Origin of the sequence: Bacillus sp. AM1(2019) (assembly GCF_009906915.1) — a bacterium.
GTDB lineage: Bacteria > Bacillota > Bacilli > Bacillales > Bacillaceae > Bacillus > Bacillus velezensis.
Genome location: NZ_CP047644.1, coordinates 3,313,184 through 3,333,598, shown reverse-complemented (window position 1 = coordinate 3,333,598; position 20,415 = coordinate 3,313,184). Strand labels below are relative to the sequence as shown.

General features: G+C 48.2%; 22 protein-coding genes. 17 read left to right on the top strand and 5 right to left on the bottom strand.

Annotation, left to right across the window (positions count from 1 at the left end; genetic code table 11):
* Positions 1-6: 6 nt before the first annotated feature.
* From GNE05_RS16500 to yunB, 3 genes are all read left to right on the top strand, one after another.
* Entirely contained in the window at positions 7-828 is an 822-nt protein-coding gene (locus GNE05_RS16500) for a sulfite exporter TauE/SafE family protein (protein ID WP_007613562.1), read from the top strand.
* Between the two features lie 17 nt (positions 829-845).
* Complete coding sequence (locus GNE05_RS16495; RefSeq protein WP_061862540.1) at positions 846-2,240, top strand: bifunctional metallophosphatase/5'-nucleotidase; 1,395 nt, start codon at positions 846-848, stop codon at positions 2,238-2,240.
* A 127-nt stretch (positions 2,241-2,367) separates the two neighbouring features.
* Positions 2,368-3,126, top strand: a complete 759-nt coding sequence (yunB, locus tag GNE05_RS16490) for a sporulation protein YunB (protein WP_160182998.1) — start codon at positions 2,368-2,370, stop codon at positions 3,124-3,126.
* Between the two features lie 37 nt (positions 3,127-3,163).
* Here the strand turns inward: yunB and lytH are convergent, their stop codons facing one another.
* Complete coding sequence (gene lytH, locus GNE05_RS16485; protein ID WP_015418142.1) at positions 3,164-4,141, bottom strand: L-Ala--D-Glu endopeptidase; 978 nt, start codon at positions 4,139-4,141, stop codon at positions 3,164-3,166.
* A gap of 202 nt (positions 4,142-4,343) precedes the next feature.
* Here lytH and lipA point away from each other — a divergent pair, with 202 nt between their 5' ends.
* From lipA to GNE05_RS16465, 4 genes are all read left to right on the top strand, one after another.
* Positions 4,344-5,240, top strand: a complete 897-nt coding sequence (gene lipA / locus GNE05_RS16480; protein WP_003151923.1) for a lipoyl synthase — start codon at positions 4,344-4,346, stop codon at positions 5,238-5,240.
* Positions 5,241-5,457: 217 nt separating this feature from the next.
* The gene (locus GNE05_RS16475) at positions 5,458-5,733 is read left to right on the top strand and encodes a YutD family protein (protein ID WP_003151928.1); all 276 of its coding nucleotides are present in this window, start codon (positions 5,458-5,460) and stop codon (positions 5,731-5,733) included.
* Between the two features lie 25 nt (positions 5,734-5,758).
* Entirely contained in the window at positions 5,759-6,193 is a 435-nt protein-coding gene (locus GNE05_RS16470) for a DUF86 domain-containing protein (RefSeq protein ID WP_160182997.1), read from the top strand.
* A 33-nt stretch (positions 6,194-6,226) separates the two neighbouring features.
* Complete coding sequence (locus tag GNE05_RS16465) at positions 6,227-6,997, top strand: TIGR01457 family HAD-type hydrolase (RefSeq protein ID WP_072589531.1); 771 nt, start codon at positions 6,227-6,229, stop codon at positions 6,995-6,997.
* 27 nt (positions 6,998-7,024) lie between these two features.
* On the opposite strand, the gene GNE05_RS16460 is transcribed toward GNE05_RS16465, so the two are convergent.
* Entirely contained in the window at positions 7,025-7,525 is a 501-nt protein-coding gene (locus tag GNE05_RS16460) for a phosphatidylglycerophosphatase A family protein (protein WP_160182996.1), read from the bottom strand.
* Positions 7,526-7,678: 153 nt separating this feature from the next.
* Between GNE05_RS16460 and yutH the strand changes: the two genes are divergently transcribed.
* From yutH to GNE05_RS16435, 5 genes are all read left to right on the top strand, one after another.
* Complete coding sequence (yutH, locus tag GNE05_RS16455; RefSeq protein WP_029973819.1) at positions 7,679-8,695, top strand: spore coat-associated protein CotNH; 1,017 nt, start codon at positions 7,679-7,681, stop codon at positions 8,693-8,695.
* Positions 8,696-8,896: 201 nt separating this feature from the next.
* On the top strand, positions 8,897-10,198 hold the full coding sequence (locus GNE05_RS16450) for a homoserine dehydrogenase (protein ID WP_007613551.1): 1,302 nt from the start codon (positions 8,897-8,899) through the stop codon (positions 10,196-10,198).
* Positions 10,198-11,256 (top strand): threonine synthase, encoded by a 1,059-nt coding sequence (gene thrC / locus GNE05_RS16445; protein ID WP_014721762.1) that lies wholly within the window; start codon positions 10,198-10,200, stop codon positions 11,254-11,256. The genes GNE05_RS16450 and thrC overlap by 1 nt, the downstream gene beginning before the upstream one ends.
* Complete coding sequence (thrB, locus tag GNE05_RS16440; RefSeq protein ID WP_007408725.1) at positions 11,253-12,182, top strand: homoserine kinase; 930 nt, start codon at positions 11,253-11,255, stop codon at positions 12,180-12,182. Before thrC ends, thrB begins: the two co-directional genes overlap by 4 nt.
* 102 nt (positions 12,183-12,284) lie before the next feature.
* Positions 12,285-14,261, top strand: a complete 1,977-nt coding sequence (locus GNE05_RS16435; RefSeq protein WP_160182995.1) for a S9 family peptidase — start codon at positions 12,285-12,287, stop codon at positions 14,259-14,261.
* 40 nt (positions 14,262-14,301) lie between these two features.
* On the opposite strand, the gene GNE05_RS16430 is transcribed toward GNE05_RS16435, so the two are convergent.
* Positions 14,302-14,637 carry a NifU family protein gene (locus GNE05_RS16430; protein ID WP_169510385.1) on the bottom strand — a complete coding sequence of 112 codons (336 nt, stop codon included), beginning with the start codon at positions 14,635-14,637 and terminating at the stop codon, positions 14,302-14,304.
* Between the two features lie 79 nt (positions 14,638-14,716).
* On the opposite strand from GNE05_RS16430, the gene GNE05_RS16425 reads away from it, so the two are divergent.
* The gene (locus tag GNE05_RS16425) at positions 14,717-15,043 is read left to right on the top strand and encodes a YuzD family protein (RefSeq protein ID WP_052827803.1); all 327 of its coding nucleotides are present in this window, start codon (positions 14,717-14,719) and stop codon (positions 15,041-15,043) included.
* 37 nt (positions 15,044-15,080) lie between these two features.
* Here GNE05_RS16425 and GNE05_RS16420 read toward each other — a convergent pair whose 3' ends face one another.
* Positions 15,081-16,148, bottom strand: coding sequence for an NAD(P)/FAD-dependent oxidoreductase (locus tag GNE05_RS16420; protein ID WP_012118347.1), 1,068 nt, complete (start codon positions 16,146-16,148; stop codon positions 15,081-15,083).
* A gap of 266 nt (positions 16,149-16,414) precedes the next feature.
* Between GNE05_RS16420 and GNE05_RS16415 the strand changes: the two genes are divergently transcribed.
* The 4 genes from GNE05_RS16415 (at position 16,415) to GNE05_RS16400 (ending at position 19,422) form a co-directional block, all read left to right on the top strand.
* Positions 16,415-16,651 carry a YuzB family protein gene (locus GNE05_RS16415; protein ID WP_007408721.1) on the top strand — a complete coding sequence of 79 codons (237 nt, stop codon included), beginning with the start codon at positions 16,415-16,417 and terminating at the stop codon, positions 16,649-16,651.
* 134 nt (positions 16,652-16,785) lie between these two features.
* Positions 16,786-18,003, top strand: coding sequence for a NupC/NupG family nucleoside CNT transporter (locus GNE05_RS16410; protein WP_024085753.1), 1,218 nt, complete (start codon positions 16,786-16,788; stop codon positions 18,001-18,003).
* A 123-nt stretch (positions 18,004-18,126) separates the two neighbouring features.
* The gene (gene dapF / locus GNE05_RS16405) at positions 18,127-18,981 is read left to right on the top strand and encodes a diaminopimelate epimerase (RefSeq protein WP_160182994.1); all 855 of its coding nucleotides are present in this window, start codon (positions 18,127-18,129) and stop codon (positions 18,979-18,981) included.
* A 78-nt stretch (positions 18,982-19,059) separates the two neighbouring features.
* Positions 19,060-19,422, top strand: coding sequence for a HesB/IscA family protein (locus GNE05_RS16400; protein WP_160182993.1), 363 nt, complete (start codon positions 19,060-19,062; stop codon positions 19,420-19,422).
* Positions 19,423-19,561: 139 nt separating this feature from the next.
* Here the strand turns inward: GNE05_RS16400 and GNE05_RS16395 are convergent, their stop codons facing one another.
* A complete protein-coding gene (locus GNE05_RS16395) occupies positions 19,562-20,323 on the bottom strand; it encodes an SDR family oxidoreductase (protein WP_015387769.1) in 762 nt (253 codons plus the stop codon).
* Positions 20,324-20,415: the final 92 nt, after the last annotated feature.

The window sequence follows — 20,415 nt, the reverse complement described above, 5'->3', positions numbered from 1 at the left end:
AGACACATGTCTTATCTTATATTGATCATATTAGGATTTATCGCGGGAACGGTCGGCAGCCTGATCGGGCTTGGGGGAGGAATTATCATCGTGCCGGCGATGCTCTATTTAAGCACGATGACTCCGTTTTTCCATGACGTAACACCGCAGACTGCCATCGGCACGTCCCTTTTGGTGATTATTTTTACGGGCCTGTCATCAACTCTGGCCTATATGAAATATAAAACCGTTGACTACAAAAGCGGACTGATCTTTTTTATCGGTTCCGGTCCGGGAAGCATCATCGGCGCGTATTTGTCTAAACTTTTTAATGCGCATACGTTTTCCGTCTGGTTCGGACTTTTTATGATTTTGATTTCCATTACATTAATGCTGAAGGCGAAAGCAAAACCGGTCAATAAAGCGCATAAAGGCATGATCCGGACATATGAGGATGAATCGGGTGAGCTTTATACATATTCGTACCGTATTTTCACCGGTATCGTGATTGCCTTTTTCGTCGGTTTATTGGGCGGTCTTTTCGGCATTGGCGGCGGCTCTCTTATGGTTCCGGCCATGATGCTGTTATTTTTGTTCCCGCCGAAAGTGGCTGTGGCGACGTCAATGCTCATTATTTTCTTATCCTCCGTGACGGGTTCCGTGTCACATATCGCAGAGGGCCATGTCAATTGGCTGTATGCGCTGTGCCTCGTTCCGGGCGCGTGGTTCGGCGGCAAAATGGGCGCGTGGGTCAATAAGCGGGTGCAGACGAAAACGATCGTGCTTTTCATGCGGGTCGTCTTGATTTTAATCGGCTGTGAATTGATTTATCAAGGGATATTCAGCTAAAAGGTAGGAGAGATGGTATGTTAGAGAAGCTCCGTTTATATCATACGAATGATTTGCACAGCCATTTCGAAAATTGGCCGAAAATCGTACATTATATTGAGCAGAAGAGAAATGAACATGAAAAAGACGGGGAGGAAACACTCGTATTCGACATCGGCGATCATATGGACCGATTCCAAATGATAACGGAAGCGACCTTCGGCAAAGCGAATGTCGACTTGTTAAATCGGCTTGAGATCGATGCGGCTGCCGTCGGGAATAATGAAGGAATTACGCTGCCTCACGATGAGCTGGCGGATTTATATACCCATGCCGCGTTTCCCGTCATTGTGTCCAACCTGTTTGACAAGGACGGACAGCGGCCGGAATGGGCCGAGCCCTACGTGATCAAAACGCTGAAAAACGGGATGACCGCCGGCATACTGGGCGTCACGGTGCCGTATTATCCCGTCTATCAAAAACTCGGCTGGACGGTGACGGATGCGGAAAAAAGCATTCAAGAATCACTTGACGATATCAAGGGCAAAGCGGATATCATCATTCTGCTTTCTCATTTAGGCCTGATCGATGACCGGGCCGCAGCGGAAAAATTTCCCGACATCGATGTCATTCTTGAATCACATACGCACCACCTTCTTGAGGACGGACAGGACATAAACGGTGTATTGCTTGCATGTGCGGAGAAATACGGGAACTATGTCGGCTGTGTCGAGCTGACGATAGAAAGTGAATCACGAACCATTGTCAGCAAACAGGCATCTGTACAGAAAATGGCTGATTGGCAAGGGGAATCTGAAGATACGGCGGCTTTTCTGAAAGAGAAAGAACGGGAAGCGGAAAACCTGCTCTCCGAACAAGTCGCCAACCTGAATGAAGAAGCCGGCGTGAAGTGGTTTGAGGAATCGCCGCTCCCGCTTCTTTTAGCCGAAGCGCTGAAAAGCTGGTGCGGCTGTGAAGTCAGCATGGTGAATTCAGGCGTCATTTTGGGGCCTTTACAGAAGGGGCCTGTCACAAAGCTTGACCTGCACCGCATCTGCCCTCATCCGATCAATCCGGTGGCCGTTCGTCTTTCAGGCAGGGAACTCCAGGAAACAATCAGTCAGGCCGCCTCGGAACAAATGGAGCAGCTGCGGATAAAAGGTCTCGGCTTCCGCGGGGAAGTGATGGGCAGGATGGTATATGCCGGAGCGGAGGCAGAGGCCGGCATTCTTGAAGACGGTGTGACGCATCTCCTAAATGTGAAAGTGAACGGAGAAGAGATTGATCCGGAGCGGATATACTCGGTTGCCGTTCTCGACATGTTTACACTCGGAAAGCTGTTCCCTTACATCCGCGATTCAAAAGAAAAACAATACTTTATGCCTGAGTTTTTAAGGGATCTGCTCGCCTGGAAGCTCGCGCGGCAGCCGTAATGTCGTATAGCTTGCCCGCCGTTCCATCTCATCCGAGTAAAGGTAAGCGGGACTTTTTAAGAGTAAAAATAAAATACTATGTCCCCTCTTACAAGCATACATTGTGATATGTAAGGGGGGATTTTTCTTGCCTAGATACCGGAGCGCTCTTCGCAAGAGAGGGCCTTTGCCTTTTCGATATGTGCTTCTTCTGTCGTTTGCTTTTTTTATCATATCGACGGTCATCAGCCTTTGGATGATCAACTCCTCAATCAAACCGGTGCTGATGAACATCGGAGAAATGGAAACCAAACGGGTGGCGACAGAGGTCATTACGGAATCCATTGAAGAATACATGTCTCACAGCGACAATGTGAAAGATATGGTCGATATGAAAACGGATGAAAACGGAAAAGTCACAACGATGGATTTTAATACACAAATGGTCAACAGCATGAAGGCGAAAGTGACAAAGCAGCTTCAGGCTCATCTGAAGGAAGCGGAGTCGAACAATAAGCAGCATGAAACGGAAAAAGACGCGAAAACGGCCGATGAAATTATGATTAACATCCCTTTAGGGCAGGTCACGGGAAACAGCATTCTCGGAAATCTGGGGCCGAAAATCCCCGTGCGCTTTAACCTGATCGGTGATGCGTTAACTGATGTGAAAACAAAAATAAAGCCGTACGGCATTAACAATGCCCTGATCGATATCAGTATTTTTGTGGAAATAAAAGTGAAGGTCATTATTCCGTTTGCCAGTAAGACATCAGTCGTGACAAATAATATTCCGGTCTCCATTAAAGCGATTCAAGGAGAGGTGCCGCAGTTTTATAACGGAAGCGGCGGGTCAGGTGTGACGCCTTCCGTCCAGCTGCCGAGTGAAAAACAGAAGAAAGATAAATAAAAACACACAGCCGTAATCTTTCCTGGCGGCTGTGTGTTTACTTTTTCCTGCGGATTTCTTTTCGCTCCCATGCCCTTAAATGGGGATACGGATCAAAAGACCATTCCGATCTGCCGTTATCTTTATACATCCCGTAGTGAAGATGCGGCGGGAATTTTCCCGCGGTGCCCGGCGGTCCGTACCCGGAACTGCCGACAGAGCCGATCACCTCTCCGGGTTTGACGATCTGGCCTTTATGCACACCTTTTGCAAAGCCGTTCAGGTGAGCGAAGTAGTGATACGTGTTATTGATATCCCTGATGCCGATTCTCCAGCCGCCGAAACGGTTCCAGCCCTTCATTTCAACAATACCGTAGCAGGTCGATCTGACGGGGAGCCCGTAATGAGCGAACAGATCCGTTCCTTCGTGAATCCGGCGCCCGCCGAAACCCCGTGCGGCGCCCCATGTGCTGCGGTAGCTGTAATCCGTCTTCACGGGAAGCGGAAAAGCGTGCTCTCCGAGATCAAGGCGGCCGAACGTTTTAAACAGTGTCATGAATTCGGTGATAATGCCGACCGTCTGATCACGGCGGTAATAATTCCAGAGACCGATGCGGATATGGTCAAGATCGGTTCCGAATCCCGCTAAATACTGAGCAAATGTATAAAGGATATCCTCATCATTGCTTACCTCGGCTTTTCCGTCGCCGTCGCCGTCCAGGCCGATCCCGTCAAATACTTTAATGCTGAGAGGCGCATCGTCCTTAGGATTTGGATTTTCAGGGCCGCTCCACAAATGATCCGGAATATAAATGCTGATGATTCCCGCTTTTTCCGGCAGATCCTTTCGGTTCGAGCGGACATTTTCTTCATATTGGTCAACCGCCGCAAGCACATACCAAGGAATCTGCGTGACTGCTTCGGCTTTGCGGTACAACTGCATCCGTTCGCCGTAAACAGGAGCCGATTGTTCTTTCCCGCTTGCAGCCGGACAGAAAACTGAAAAAAGGAGAAGAGCAGATAACAGAACTTTCACAACATGATCTCCTTTCAGGATTGAATACAAATAGTTTGCGGCAACAATCCGAGAAAATGTAAGTAATTCTCTTCCCTTGTCGAGAAATTTTTCCTATGTTAAAGTGACTATTGAATAGAAATCCGCAAGTTTTATATCCATCGTGAAATAGAAATTTTTCGCACACGAACATGAATAAAGGGATAATGGAGATGATGGGGAAATGGCAAAGAAAGACGAGCATCTGAGAAAGCCGGAATGGCTCAAAATAAAGCTGAACACGAATGAAAACTATACGGGTCTGAAAAAATTAATGCGTGAAAATAATCTGCATACCGTATGTGAAGAAGCAAAATGCCCGAACATCCATGAATGCTGGGCTGTCAGACGTACGGCGACGTTCATGATTCTCGGTTCCGTCTGTACGAGAGCATGCCGCTTCTGCGCTGTAAAAACGGGTCTGCCGACCGAGCTGGATCTGCAGGAACCGGAACGCGTAGCTGATTCCGTCGCGCTGATGAATTTAAAACACGCCGTCATCACGGCCGTAGCGCGTGATGATCAGAAAGACGGCGGAGCAGGCGTCTTTGCGGAAACGGTCCGGGCGATCCGCAGAAAAAGCCCGTTCACGACAATTGAAGTGCTGCCATCCGATATGGGCGGAAATTACGACAACCTGAAAACATTAATGGATACCCGTCCTGATATTCTGAACCACAACATTGAAACCGTCCGCCGCCTGACACCGAGAGTCCGGGCCCGCGCAACATATGACCGTTCTTTGGAATTCTTGCGCCGTGCGAAAGAAATGCAGCCTGACATCCCGACGAAATCAAGCATTATGATCGGTCTCGGCGAAACGAAGGAAGAAATTATTGAAGTGATGGACGACCTGCTTGCGAACAATGTCGACATCATGGCGATCGGCCAATACCTGCAGCCGTCGAAAAAACATTTAAAAGTCCAAAAATATTATCATCCGGACGAATTTGCCGAACTGAAAGAAATCGCGATGCAAAAAGGCTTCAGCCACTGTGAAGCAGGCCCGCTTGTCCGTTCTTCCTACCATGCGGATGAACAAGTGAACGAAGCGTCTAAAAAACGCCAGGCCCAAGCATAAGATAAGCCGAAAAAACCCAAAACGCCGCAGGTTTTGGGTTTTTTGTGATGGAGCCGTTTTTGCAGGGAAAAAGTCATTCTTGAATAAGGATCGTCTGAACCGCTACACTGGATATAAAGAGGAAAAATTCTCCGTCCGTCCGAACCGTCTCATTTTGCAATTGATGGACAGAAGTCAATGAATTATGATAGTAAAGAGTGATAAAAGAGGTGAAGACATGATTCTTATTCAAAATGCCGAGTTTGAACTCGTACATGATTTTAAAAACGGCTTTAATGAAGAAGCGTTCAAAGCCCGCTATTCGGACATATTAAATAAATATGATTACATTGTGGGAGACTGGGGATACAGTCAGCTGCGGCTCAAAGGCTTCTTTGATGACCAGAATCAAAAAGCAACCTTTGAAACGAAAATCAGCACATTGGACGAATACATTTACGAATACTGCAATTTCGGCTGCGCGTATTTTGTTTTAAAACGAATCAGAAAATAATTGATGCAGAAGGGGATGCTGTCACGTGTATTTTGTTGACAGAAATAATATCGAACAAACACTCCGTTTTTTTGAGACCCAGCTGGCGCTGTTTGACAGCACGCCTGCATGGGAGAGCGAGATCGAAAAAAGGGCGCTTGAGCGGATCAGCCATCTTATGATCGAATGCATTCTCGATATCGGAAATGATATGATTGACGGCTTTATCATGCGCGATCCGGGGAGTTATGACGACATCATGGATATTCTGACGGATGAAAAGGTGGTAGCTGAGGATGAAGGGAATAAGCTGAAGCAACTGATCTCTTCCAGAAAGCAGCTTGTCCAGGAATATCAGCACGCCGATCATCAGGAGCTGTTTACGCTGATCACGTCAAACAAAGATGTGCTGAAAGCCTTTCCGGCCTGTGTAAGAACCTACCTGGAAACAGAATTAGGGCCTGTTTCCGCATTTAAATAACAACGAGTGAGAAAATCCACAGGAGTGTTGAGTATGAAGGATTATAAAGGATATTTGATAGATTTGGACGGCACAATGTACAACGGGACGGAAAAAATCGAAGAAGCGTGTGAATTCGTGAGAACGCTTAAAGCGCGCGGCGTTCCGTATTTATTCGTGACGAACAATTCTTCCCGGACGCCGAAGCAGGTGGCGGACAAGCTGATGAGCTTTGACATTCCGGCATCTGAAGAGCAGGTCTTCACGACGAGCATGGCGACTGCGCAGCATATCGCCCAGGAGAAAAAAGACGCGTCGGTGTATGTGATCGGCGAAGAAGGCATCCGTCAGGCCATTGAAGAAAACGGGCTGAGCTTCGGAGAAGAAAACGCGGACTTTGTCGTTGTGGGAATCGACCGCGGCATTACATATGAAAAGTTGGCAACGGGATGCCTTGCGATCAGAAACGGCGCCCGGTTCATTTCAACAAACGGCGACGTCGCCATTCCGACTGAAAGAGGGCTTTTACCAGGGAACGGTTCGCTCACATCCGTTTTGACGGTGTCAACGGGCGTTGAGCCTGTCTTTATCGGCAAGCCTGAATCCATTATTATGGAACAGGCGATGCGTGTGCTCGGAACGGATATTTCCGAAACACTCATGGTCGGCGATAACTATGCAACGGATATTATGGCCGGCATCAATGCGGGCATGGATACGCTGCTGGTTCACACCGGAGTGACAAAGCGTGAGCATATGGCAGATTACGGCCAAAAGCCGACATATGCGATTGACTCTTTAACCGAATGGATTGAACATCTATAAAAAAAGGGACGGCCATGACGGCCGTCCTTATTCTGTATTTCTGGCGCTGTGAGCAAGCCGGCTTGAAGCCGCTGCTGCGATTGCGCCGACGATATCATCAAGAAACGTATGGCATTCGCCCGTAGATTTATCATTTAACCGCCCGAGAATGCCGGGTTTTTCTTTGTCAATGTAGCCGTAATTCGTAAAGCCGATCGAGCCGTATATATTCACGATAGAGAAGGCGAGCACCTCGTCAACCCCATACAGGCTTTCATCAATCGCCAGAATGGTCTGAAGCGGTTCAGACAGCTTATTTTGTTCGGCGAGCACATCTAATTCTATTCCCGTTAAAATGGCGTTTTGCACCTCGCGTTTTGCGATGACACGGTCCACATTGAGCCTGCATACCTCCATCGTCAAATCAGGATGATATTTTTTTTGAAGGAAATACACCAGCTCGGCAATATCGTCCGTCTCAACCCCCCGTTCTTTTAAACGCGCTCTGGCGACAGCTTCCACCTGATTCAGTTGTTCCTTTTCTGACATTTGCTTCACCCAATCTTTTTTTACTAGTTTATACAACACTCTTCCGATGTGTACGATGTTTCTCCACTTATTCAAAGGATTACAATATGTATTCATAATTCCGCCGGCGTATGACTACGATGTGAATAGCTCTAATTTTTCAGGCAGGTGATTATGATGAAAAGCATCATTAAAGAAAAATACGGCATCCACGTCAGACAGCTCTCCGTTTATCAGAAATACCAATGCTTCCAGACGCCAAATTCCTTCTTTCTTATTATTCCCGTCTCCGGGTTTTCGCAATCAGAGCTGACGGAGCTTTACTACATGAGTCAGTATTTACAAGAACAAAGTGACCCATACGTTTCAGTGTTTATCTTTACGAAGGAAGGAGAACTGACCTTTGAGGACGAAGGCAAAACGTATGCGCTCTTAAAAGCGCCGATTCCCGTCTCAAACCGGTCGTTTTCTGTCGGAGGGGAGCTTGCCGAATTTCACAGAAAAGGGCGGGGTTTTCCGTACGAAGTGAAAGAAGCGGGCAGGATCGGCCAATGGAAGGACTTATGGGGAAAACGGGTGGATCAGCTGGAATCATTCTGGATGCAGAAAATTCATATGTCTCCGCTTGAACCGTTCGAAAAGAAAATGATCGAAGCATTTCCTTATTATTCAGGCTTAGCGGAAAACGCCATTCAATATTTAGTGGATACGGAGCTGGATGACAATCCCGGCGCAGAAGACTCGGGGACAATCTGCCATCAGCGGATGGAACGGGATACCTGGTCGGAGGAATCATTGATCCGCATTCCGGGCGATTGGGTATTCGACCATGCCGCCCGTGATATTGCGGAATATATGCGCAGCACATATTTGTATCATCGTGACGACCTGCTCAAAGATGGGTTTTTGTTTCTGCAGGAATATGAGCAAGTTACGCCGTTATCCTCCTTTTCCAAGCGCCTGTTTTACAGCCGCCTGCTGTTTCCGCTCCATTTCTTCGAGACGGTGGAGAGCTATTACATTTCTCATGATTCTGAAAAACAGTTTTACGAAGAGCAGCTTGACTACATTCTTGCCGACTGCACCCGCTATGAACAGTTTTTACAGACATGTCACGACATGATGAATGTCAGGTCGGCGCAGGTTTTTGTCCCGCCTGTGGCGTGGCTCGGAAAAGGAATCAGTTCATAAGAAAATATGACGTAAAAATATTTAGAAAATAGGGAATCTTGTCATATCAGTGTGTTAAGCGTTTTCATAGCTGTAGAAACAATATTCAGCCGCTTGTCAAAACAAATGCGGGCTTATATAATATTTGTAACTTAAATGTCTGTGAAGGGTTAACAATTGTCCTTTTCTAGTGGACAAAAGGAAGAAAGGTGGAGTTTCTCTTTGGAAGCGATTCGTATTGGACTGTTAGGACTGGGAACCGTGGGAAGCGGTGTCGTCAAAATTATACAAGATCATCAGGATAAGCTTATGCACCAGGTCGGCTGTCCGGTGACGATCAAAAAAGTGCTAGTTAAAGATATTGATAAAAAACGAGACGCAGACCTGCCGAAAGAAGTGCTGACGACAGAAGTCTATGATGTAATCGATGACCCTGAGGTCGACGTGATTATTGAAGTCATCGGCGGTGTCGAACAGACGAAGCAATATCTTCTTGACGCCTTGAAAGCGAAAAAACATGTTGTGACCGCAAATAAAGATCTGATCGCCGTATATGGCTCAGAGCTTTTAGCCGCCGCAAAGGAAAATGGCTGTGACTTGTATTATGAAGCGAGTGTCGCCGGCGGAATCCCGATTTTACGCACGCTCGAAGAAGGCCTTTCCTCTGACCGGATCACAAAAATGATGGGAATCGTCAACGGAACGACGAACTTCATCTTAACGAAAATGATTAAAGAAAAAAGCCCGTATGAGGAAGTGCTGAAAGAAGCGCAGGATCTCGGATTCGCGGAAGCGGACCCGACCGCCGATGTAGAAGGGCTCGATGCCGCGCGCAAGATGGCGATTTTAGCCCGTCTCGGCTTCTCTATGGACGTTGATCTGGACGATGTCAAAGTAAAAGGAATTTCCCGGATCACGGATGAAGACATCAGCTTCAGCAAACGGCTCGGCTATACGATGAAGCTGATCGGCATCGCCCAGCGTGATGACAATAAAATCGAAGTCAGCGTTCAGCCGACACTGCTTCCGGATCATCATCCGCTCTCTGCGGTGCATAACGAGTTCAATGCCGTTTACGTGTACGGAGAAGCCGTCGGCGAAACGATGTTTTACGGCCCCGGAGCCGGAAGCATGCCGACTGCGACATCGGTCGTTTCCGATCTGGTCGCGGTCATGAAAAACATGCGTCTCGGCGTAAACGGAAACAGCTTTGTCGCCCCGCAGTTTGAAAGAAATCTGAAGCAGCCGTCTGATATCTATGCCCAGCAGTTTTTAAGAATTCACGTCAAAGACCAGGTCGGCTCTTTTTCAAAAATCACATCGGCCTTCTCAGAGCGCGGCGTAAGCTTTGAAAAAATTCTGCAGCTGCCGATCAAAGGCCACGACGACCTCGCGGAAATCGTCATCGTCACGCATCATACATCGGAAGAAGATTTCAGTGACATTCTGCAAAACTTAAATGACCTCGAAGTCGTACAAGAAGTAAAAAGCACATATCGCGTAGAAGGGAACGGTTGGAGCTAATGTGGAAAGGACTTATCCATCAATATAAAGAATTTCTGCCGGTGACGGATCGGACGCCGGCCCTGACATTACATGAAGGCAACACGCCGCTGATTCACCTGCCGAAGCTTTCTGAAAAGCTCGGAATTGAACTGCATGTGAAAACAGAGGGCGTTAATCCGACGGGGTCCTTTAAGGACCGCGGCATGGTCATGGCGGTCGCCAAAGCGAAAGAAGAAGGCAATGATACCATCATGTGCGCCTCTACAGGCAACACATCCGCCGCGGCTGCGGCATACGCGGCGAGAGCCGGCATGAAATGCATCGTCATCATCCCGGACGGAAAAATCGCCTTCGGAAAACTTGCGCAGGCCGTCATGTACGGTGCGGAAATCATTGCGATTGACGGAAACTTTGACGACGCGCTGGCCATCGTCCGGTCAATTTGCGAAAAATCACCGATTGCATTAGTGAATTCAGTAAACCCTTACCGGATTGAAGGGCAAAAAACAGCGGCCTTTGAAGTATGCGAACAGCTTGGCGGAGCGCCGGACATTCTGGCGATCCCGGTAGGAAACGCGGGGAATATCACGGCCTACTGGAAAGGGTTCAAAGAATACCATGAGAAAAACGGCACCGGACTTCCGAAGATGCGCGGTTTTGAGGCGGAAGGTTCTGCGGCTATCGTCCGCGGCGAAGTCATTAAAAATCCAGAAACCGTTGCGACGGCAATCCGAATCGGGAATCCCGCCAGCTGGGACAAAGCGGTGCTCGCTGCGGAAGAATCAGCCGGAAAAATTGATGAAGTCACAGATGAAGAAATTCTTCACGCTTATCAGCTGATTGCCCGTGAAGAAGGCGTGTTTGCCGAACCGGGCTCCTGTGCATCCATCGCCGGCGTTTTGAAACAGGTAAAATCCGGTGAAATTCCAAAAGGCAGCAAGGTTGTCGCAGTTTTGACCGGAAACGGCCTGAAAGATCCGAACACGGCTGTAGACGTATCTGACATAAAACCGATCACGCTGCCGACAGATGAGGACAGTATTCTGGAATACTTAAATGGAGCGGCGCGTGTATGAATGAGGCGGAGATGCTGTTTTCCATTACGGTTCCGGGAAGCACCGCCAACTTAGGGCCTGGGTTTGATTCCGTCGGGATGGCGCTCAGCAGATATTTGAAGCTTTCGGTTTTCCGAAACGATGAATGGCAGTTCTCGGCGGAAACCGAAACTGTCGCGGGCATCCCTCAAGGAACGGACAACCTCATCTACCAAGTCGCCAAACGGACGGCTGACCGCTATCAGAAAGAGCTGCCGCCCGCCCATGTCAAAGTGTGGAGTGACATCCCCCTTGCACGGGGTCTCGGAAGCAGCGCGGCCGCTATCGTCGCCGCCATTGAGCTTGCGGATGAGTTATGCGGGCTGCAGCTTTCGGAAAGCGACAAGCTGCACTTAGCCAGTCTTGAAGAGGGGCATCCTGATAATGCCGCTGCTTCTCTTGCAGGAGGGCTTGTGATCGGCCTTCACGAAGAAGATGAAACACATATCGTGCGTGTTGCCGAAGCGGATATCGACGTTGTGGCAGTGATTCCGTTTTACGAAGTTCTGACCAGGGACGCAAGAGACGTGCTCCCGAAAGAGCTGCCTTACCGGCACGCCGTTAAAGCAAGCGCCGTCAGCAACCTTCTCGTTGCTGCGATCATGTCAAATGACTGGGCGCTCGCCGGGAAAATGATGAGAAAAGACATCCTCCATCAGCCGTACCGCGCCATGCTTGTTCCTGAGCTTTCAAAGGTGGAACATGCGGCCGAAATGAAAGGCGCCTACGGGACGGCGCTGAGCGGAGCGGGACCGACGATTCTTGTCCTGATTGAAAAAGGAAAGGGAGAAGAGCTGAGAAAGCAGCTTTCTGAGCATTTCCCCCACTGTGAGATTGCGGCGCTTACCGTCCCGTCAGAAGGAAGCGTAATTGAACGGAATCCTTTAGAGCAGGTGAAAAGTGTATAATGATAAAAAAGCGTTCTTCCCATCAGAGAAGGACGCTTTCTTTTTCTGGAGAAGGATTTTTATTTAGGGAAGCGAAATAAAAAGAAAAGGAGGAGAAACGATTTGAAAAAACTCATAACCGAGGAGGACATTGCGACTCTCATATCCGTGACAGACCCGCAATATGCCCCTGACGGCAGAAGAGCCGCTTACGTCCGGACAACAGTCAATCATAAGCGTGATTCCTATTCCTCAGCCATTATGGTATATGACACAGAATCCGGCATCTCAAACCCGTGGACTTTCGGGGACAACAGAAATACAAGTCCGCGGTGGTCACCTGACGGACGGCGCCTCGCCTTTGTTTCTGACAGGGAGAACGGCATCCCTCAGCTGTACATCATCGACGCTGCCGGCGGAGAGGCAAAGCAGGCGGCCGATATTCCTTGGGGCGTATCAGATCCGATATGGGCGCCCGACGGCAGATCCGTGCTTGTGTCCGTCAGTCTGACATCAGCGGAGCGCGCCGATGAGAAAGAAAAAAAGAAGCATGACGAGTATGAGCCGGTTGATATTCAGTCATTAACATATAAACGTGACGGGAAAGGCCTGCTGAACGGAAGCTGGGCCCAGCTTGTTCTGATTCATCTTGAAACGGGGGAGATTCGGCAGCTGACGGATCATGAAGCGGATCATTATGGCGCGGCCTTTTCACCGGATGGCAGGCAGCTTGCGTTTACCGCCAATTTATGCGAGCCGGGTGACGCCGGAAAGCCGAGCGATGTCTATCTGATGAATCTGGCGGACGGAAGCCTGAAGCAGATTACGCCGCACCGCGGTTCTTTCGGTTCCTGCGTGTTTTCACCGGACGGTTCTTATATCGCGATGCTGGGCCATGAAAATGAATTTCGCAATGCGACTTTAGAGAAAGCGTGGCTGTACGACGTGAAAACTGAGCGGCTGTCCTGCCTGACCGACATGCTGGATGTTCATTTGAGCGATGCGCTGATTGCGGATTCAATCATAGGAGGAGTGACGCCCCGGCCGGTATGGACAAACGACGGGCAGGGTTTTTACGTTCTCGGGAGCGAGCAGGGAAGCACCGGTATTTATTATATCTCGATTGACGGCCTCGTATATCCGATCCGATTAGAAGAAGAGTATGTGAACGGTTTTGCTTTTCATCCTGATCAGAAAAGCTGTATCGCTGTCATTGCCAAACCCGCACAGCCTTCCGAGCTTTACAGCATTTCGCTCGAAGATGGGGAAGAGAAGCAATTGACATTCAACAATGATCGGTTTATTGAGGAGCGCATCATATCCGTGCCGGAAAAGCTGCAATATGAAACAAAGGACGGGCTGACGGTAAACGGCTGGTTTTTAAAGCCCGCCGTTTTTGAAGAGGATCAAACTTATCCGCTCATTCTATACATACACGGCGGGCCTCACATGATGTACGGCCATACGTATTTTCACGAATTCCAAGTGCTGGCCGCACAAGGATATGCTGTCGTGTATGTCAACCCGAGAGGAAGCCACGGCTACGGGCAGGATTTTGTCAATCGTGTCAGGGGTGATTACGGAGGCGGAGATTACCGTGATGTCATGCAGGCGGTGGATGAAGCCGTTCAGGCGTATCCGTTTATTGACAGCGGCCGTCTCGGTGTGACGGGCGGAAGCTACGGAGGGTTTATGACGAATTGGATTGTCGGGCAGACAGACCGTTTTAAAGCAGCCGTCACGCAGCGCTCCATTTCAAATTGGTTCAGCTTCCACGGTGTCAGCGATATCGGTTTCTTTTTTACCGACTGGCAGCTCGGACATGATTTGTTTGAGGAAGCGGATAAGCTTTGGGATCGTTCTCCTGTAAAATATGCGTCCCGCGTTTCGACGCCGCTTTTGATCCTGCACGGTGAGCGAGATGACCGCTGTCCGATAGAGCAGGCGGAGCAGCTTTTTACTGCATTGAAGAAACTGAACAAAACGACGTCGTTCATCCGATTTCCGAAAGCCACGCATGAGCTGTCGAGAAGCGGCCATCCGGAACAGCGGATGAAACGCATCCGTTATATTTGTTCATGGTTTGATGACTATTTGTAAAAAATAAAAAACCAGGCTGTCATGCAGCCTGGTTTTATGATTAAAATACTTGTTCTACTTCAACGACACCCGGTACTTCTTCAAGAAGGGCGCGTTCGATTCCGGCTTTCAGCGTAATCGTTGAACTTGGGCAGCTGCCGCATGCGCCAAGGAGGCGAAGCTTTACAATGCCTTCGTCTACATCAACAAGCTCACAGTCACCGCCGTCACGAAGCAGAAACGGACGTAATTTATCCAATACTTCCTGTACTTGCTCTTTCATTTCAACCTCAGTCATGAGATTCGCTCCTTTCATATACATAAAACCATTATATTCACAGTAACGGTAAAAATCTAATGTTTGGTTTGCAAAGCTGCTTTCCCCATTATAGCATATTTAAACTTGAACATAAAAACCGTTTTTTATACAAAAGCTGCCCCGTCCTTTGTATACTGGTGTAAAGGGGATGATATACATGACAAAGCCGGTTACGCTCAGTGTTTACGGCGCTGAAACGCTTTGCGCAAGCTGCGTGAATATGCCGAGCGCCAAAGATACGTTTGAATGGCTGGAGGCGGCGCTGCAACGGAAATACCCGGAGCAGCCTTTTCACATGCGGTATATTGATATTGACGCACCGCCTCAGCAAAAGGAGACAGAAGAGCTTGCGGAGCGCATCAGAAACGATGAATTTTTCTATCCGCTCGTGCTGGTGGAGGATGTCATTGTGGGGGAAGGGAATCCGCATTTAAAAGATATATATGAAGAAATGGAAAGGCGCGGCTATGTTGCGGGCTCTTAAAAATGGCCGCTGATCGCAATCAGCGGCTTTTTTCTTATCAGCCGTTATGATGCTTGTACATCCATAAAAGGCCTGATTTTAATAAACGGGGCACACGCCCGATGAGCGGACGGTCGTTGACAAGACCGAAGCCCGCTTTTTTTCCGAGCGAACCGAGAACGCCTTTCAGCTTAAATTGCGGCATTGTTTCCGGCAGCTCTTCATTGTTCCAGCGTTTCAGGAGGATCTGCACAATTTGTTCCGCCTGTGCTTCAGCCAGCTGGGCGCTCGGCGCATGCGGCAGGCTCGCGCAATCACCGACGACGTAAACATGCTCATCGCCCGGAAGGTTGTGATGCGGTGTTAAAATGATGCGCCCCTGCGGATCTTTTTCAGCGTCCAGTTCTCTGACGGCTTTATTCGGCTGAATTCCCGCCGTCCACACGATGGCATCGGCCGCTATTCCTTCATCATGATTATAAACGATCCCGTCTTCCACTTTTGTAATATTCGCATTATTGATAATGGTGACGCCGTGTTCTTCAAACCATTTCTGAACATACTTGCTGAGTCTTTTCGGAAAGCTTGATAAAATCAGGTCGCCCCGGTCAAATAACATAATCTTCAGATCGTCACGGCTCTCTCTTAATTCACTGGCAAGCTCCACGCCGCTTAATCCCGCTCCGACGATAGCGACAGATGCATTGGCGCCGAGGTTGTTCAGCTTTTGATAGGCTTCGCGTGACTGATCAATGGTCTGAATGCTGTAAGTATGTTCCGGCGCGCCGGGCACGTTATGATACTTATCCTCGCAGCCCAGTCCGATCACCGCGTCATCGTAAGAAATCGGTTCGCGGTCATGAAACAGAACCTGTTTGTTTTTCGTGTCGACGGAAGCCACCTCACCGTATTGAACATCCAGATTCGGATGCTCAGGAAAAGACACCCTGATATGATGATCAGAAATCGTGCCGGCGGCGAGCGCATAATATTCTGTTTTTAAGCAGTGATACGGGTTTCTGTCAATCAGCGTGATGGATATATCTGACGGAAGCTGGTTCGGCAGTAAGCGGTGCAGCACCCGCATGTTTCCGTAACCCCCGCCGATCAAGACCAATTTTTTCATAATGATTCCCCTTTTGCCCGAAAAATATGGTAGTCAATGTTGTTACAAAATAACGAACTATGTAAAATAACATCTAGAATTATATCGAATTTGATCTAAAACCACAATAATAGTTTTAAAATAACCTACAAATTGACCAGAAAACACGTAATAGTAAAACCTTTAACCTGAATTAATATGTTACGATAACATTGAGCGTGAAACCGGATCTTTGACGAATAGAGGAAATTCCGTTAGGATAAGGTACATATGTGAGGTGAAACCGCATGAATCCGATGATTGAATTCTGTGTCAGCAATTTAGCGCGCGGTTCCCAGGAAGCACTTGAGATCTTAGAGAAGGATCCGAACTTGGACGTGCTTGAATACGGCTGTTTAAGCTATTGCGGGAAATGCATGGAGTCCCTGTTCGCCCTGGTCAACGGCGAAGTGGTCACGGGAGGCACGCCTGCTGAACTGGTTGACAACATATATACATTCATAGAAGAAAATCCGATGTTTTAATCAGAGGCTCCGAATGGGGTCTCTTTTTTTATTGCGCCCGGGTTTTGGCAAAATAAAAAATTTGTAGACAGCAAAAATAAATATTGTTATCTTAATAAAGACTTTTTTTAAATAAAATTTTAGAGGTGGATTCATTGAATATCGTTTGGGGGCTGCTCGGGGCAGTTGCTATATTAGCCATTGCTTTTTTGTTATCAGAGAAGAAAAGCAAAATTAACCTGCGAACCGTCATTGTCGGTTTATGTTTACAAATGGCCTTCGGATTCATCGTATTAAAGTGGGACGCCGGCCGGGCCGTATTTTTATGGTTCTCAAGCCGTGTGCAGCTTCTCATTGATTATGCGAACGAAGGCATCAGCTTTATTTTTGGCCCGCTGTTAAAAGTGGGCAGCAGCCCGGCTTTTGCGCTGAGCGTTCTGCCGGTCATTATCTTTTTCTCAGCGCTGATTGCCGTTTTGTATCACTTGAAAATCATGCAGCTCATCTTTCGCGTCATCGGAGGCGGACTGTCAAAACTTCTTGGGACAAGCAGAACGGAATCGCTTGCGGCGGCTGCGAATATTTTTGTCGGACAGTCTGAATCACCGCTTGCCATTAAACCGCTGATTGCGGGATTGACCCGTTCCGAGCTGTTTACGATTATGACGAGCGGCCTTTCGGCTGTAGCGGGTTCGACGCTTTTCGGTTACGCCCTGTTAGGCATTCCGATCGAATACTTGCTGGCGGCCAGCTTTATGGCGGCTCCCGCCGGTCTCGTGTTCGGAAAAATGTTAATACCTGAAACGGAAAAAACGCAGACGATAAAAGGCGATTTTAATATGGACGAAGAAGGCGAAGGCGCCGCTAATGTGATTGATGCAGCGGCAAAAGGCGCGTCCACGGGCCTTCAGATTGCTCTAAATGTCGGCGCCATGCTGCTTGCGTTTGTCGCGCTCATCGCCGTAGTGAACGGAATTCTCGGCGGAATCGGCGGCTGGTTCGGTTTCAAACATATTACATTAGAATCCATTCTCGGTTACGTGTTTTCACCGATCGCATTTGTAATCGGCGTTCCTTGGCATGAAGCGCTTGGAGCGGGAAGCTATATCGGACAGAAACTTGTGCTGAATGAGTTTGTCGCTTATTCAAACTTCGGTCCGCATATTGCGGACTTTTCTAAAAAAACGTCTACGATTATCAGCTTTGCGCTGTGCGGATTTGCCAACTTCTCTTCGATTGCGATTATGCTCGGCACACTGGGCGGTTTGGCCCCAAGCCGCCGTTCGGACATTGCGCGCCTCGGATTAAGAGCGGTTATTGCGGGAACACTCGCAAACCTTCTCAGCGCGGCGATTGCCGGCATGTTTATTTAGTAAACGATAAAAGCTCCCTGCATATGCAGGGAGCTTTTATGTATGAAAAACGGGGGATATTTGTATTGTGTCCGAGCAGAAGAGCTTTTATACTAAGTAAAAGAAAAAAAGTTGGAGGCCGATATGAATTCATTCCGTTTTACCAAGATGCACGGTCTTGGAAACAGTTATATATATGTAAATCAATTTGAAGAACAGCTGCCGGAAGAACGGCTGGCTGAGATTGCCGTTAAAGTGTCCAGCATTCACACGGGCATCGGCTCTGACGGAATGATCCTCATCTGTCCGTCAGAAAAAGCGCCCGTCAAAATGCGGATTTTTAATAATGACGGCTCAGAAGGGAAAAATTGCGGCAACGGCCTTCGCTGTGTGGCAAAGTACGCATACGAACATAAGCTGACAGAAGAAACGTCCTTTTTCATTGAGACGCTTTCAGGTCTAGTGAAAGCAGACATTACAGAGGACAACGGGATTGTGCGTGAAGTCGCCGTCGATATGGGCGAACCGCGCCTCACCAAAAAAGAGCTGCCGATGCTCGGCAATGAAGATGAACGGACGATCAATGAAACCCTTGTTTTTGGAGAAACGGAGCTTTCCGGAACAGCCGTATCAATGGGAAACCCCCATATTGTTTTTCCGGTTGCGGATATCAATCAAGCGCCTCTTACAACGCTCGGTCCCGTCATTGAAAAAGACCCGAGATTTCCGGAAGGCGTCAATGTCGAATTTGTGGAAACCGTCAGCGCCGATGAACTTCATTTCCGCGTATGGGAACGCGGCTCCGGCATTACACAGGCTTGCGGAACAGGCGCCTGTGCGGCGGCTGTCGCATCCGTATTGAACGGTGTTTCCGAACGAAACCGGGATATCACCGTTCATTTAGCGGGAGGCGACCTTGTGATTAATTGGCAGGACAACGGGCACGTACTGATGACGGGACCCGCCGAAACCGTATGCAGCGGCGTCTATTATTTGTAAACAGCTCGTTTGAGAAATACTCTCCTCAAGGTTTATAATAGATATCAGCATCCGTTTTTAAAAAAAGGAGGTCTACCTATGAGTGTTCCAGTAACCATCACTGAAGCAGCGGCTTTGCATATAAAAGATATGATGAAAGAGCATGAAGAAGAAAACGCGTTTCTCCGTGTGGGCGTAAAAGGCGGCGGCTGCAGCGGCCTGTCTTACGGAATGGGATTTGAGCACGAAAAAGGCGAAAAAGACAGCATGTTTGAACAGCACGGAATCACCGTTTTGGTCGACAGCGAAAGCCTTGATATTATGACCGGCACGATCATTGACTTCAAACAGTCCATGATGGGCGGCGGTTTCACCATTGACAACCCGAACGCCATCGTTTCCTGCGGCTGCGGTTCATCTTTCCGCACGGCCAAAAACGCCGGTACGCCGGAAGAGTGCTAAGGGTCAACCTGCCATTCTTAGGATGAAAAAATATGACGTCTTTCTTTTCGGTGGCGCTTGCACCATTGTGAAAGGCGTTTATCTGTTTAATAAAAATAAAACCCGCTCAACAGAAGCGGGTTTTGCTTTTTTAAAGATGTTATTCAATTGTATGTTTCATTGCATTGTACATATTTGCCGTATGTTCATCGGCTTTATCCCGTGACATGCGCAGCCGTTCCGCTGAAGAACCATATCCGATTTCTAGTTTGCCCTCTTTCAGTCCTTTAAAAATCCCATCAGCGAATTCATCCAGCGGTTCTCCTTGAGTATGCAGCCCTGCTCCGCCTAAATCTGTATTCACCGCCGGAGGCGCAACTTCAATCACTTCTACAGATGAATCAGAAAGCTGATGTCTCAGACTCATTGTAAATGAATGAAGCGCTGCTTTCGTTGCTGAATAGATCGGTGCAATAGCAAGCGGTGTAAAAGCCAATCCCGAAGAGACGTTAATGACAGCCGCATCTTCTTTTCCGGCAAAAAACGGAGCGAACAGCATAGACAGGTGGAAGGGAGCTTCAATGTTCGTTGTGATTTCTTTATTGAAATAGTCCCAATTGTCCTTCGCATCCGCTTTCAGCACGTGAAAACGTTGTTGAATCCCCGCGTTGTTTACTAACACATTCACTTCCGGATAATTTTCTTTCACCCAATCAAACAGTGATATACGTTCAGATGGAATGCTCAAATCACTGACATATGTAATAAGATCCGGGAATGTTTCCTTTGCTTTTTGAAGAGCGTGCTCACGCCGTCCGGTCACAATGACTTTATTTCCCGCTTTTAAAAACCGTTCTGCGAAAGCCAATCCTATTCCGGCATTTCCGCCTGTAATCAGTATTGTATTTCCCGTCAGTTTCATATTAACTCCTCTTTTCCGATTGTTTTTACATTTCTTTGTCAACATTTCAGCTTTGATCCAATCAATATATTCATCCCGCAATAGGCATGAAA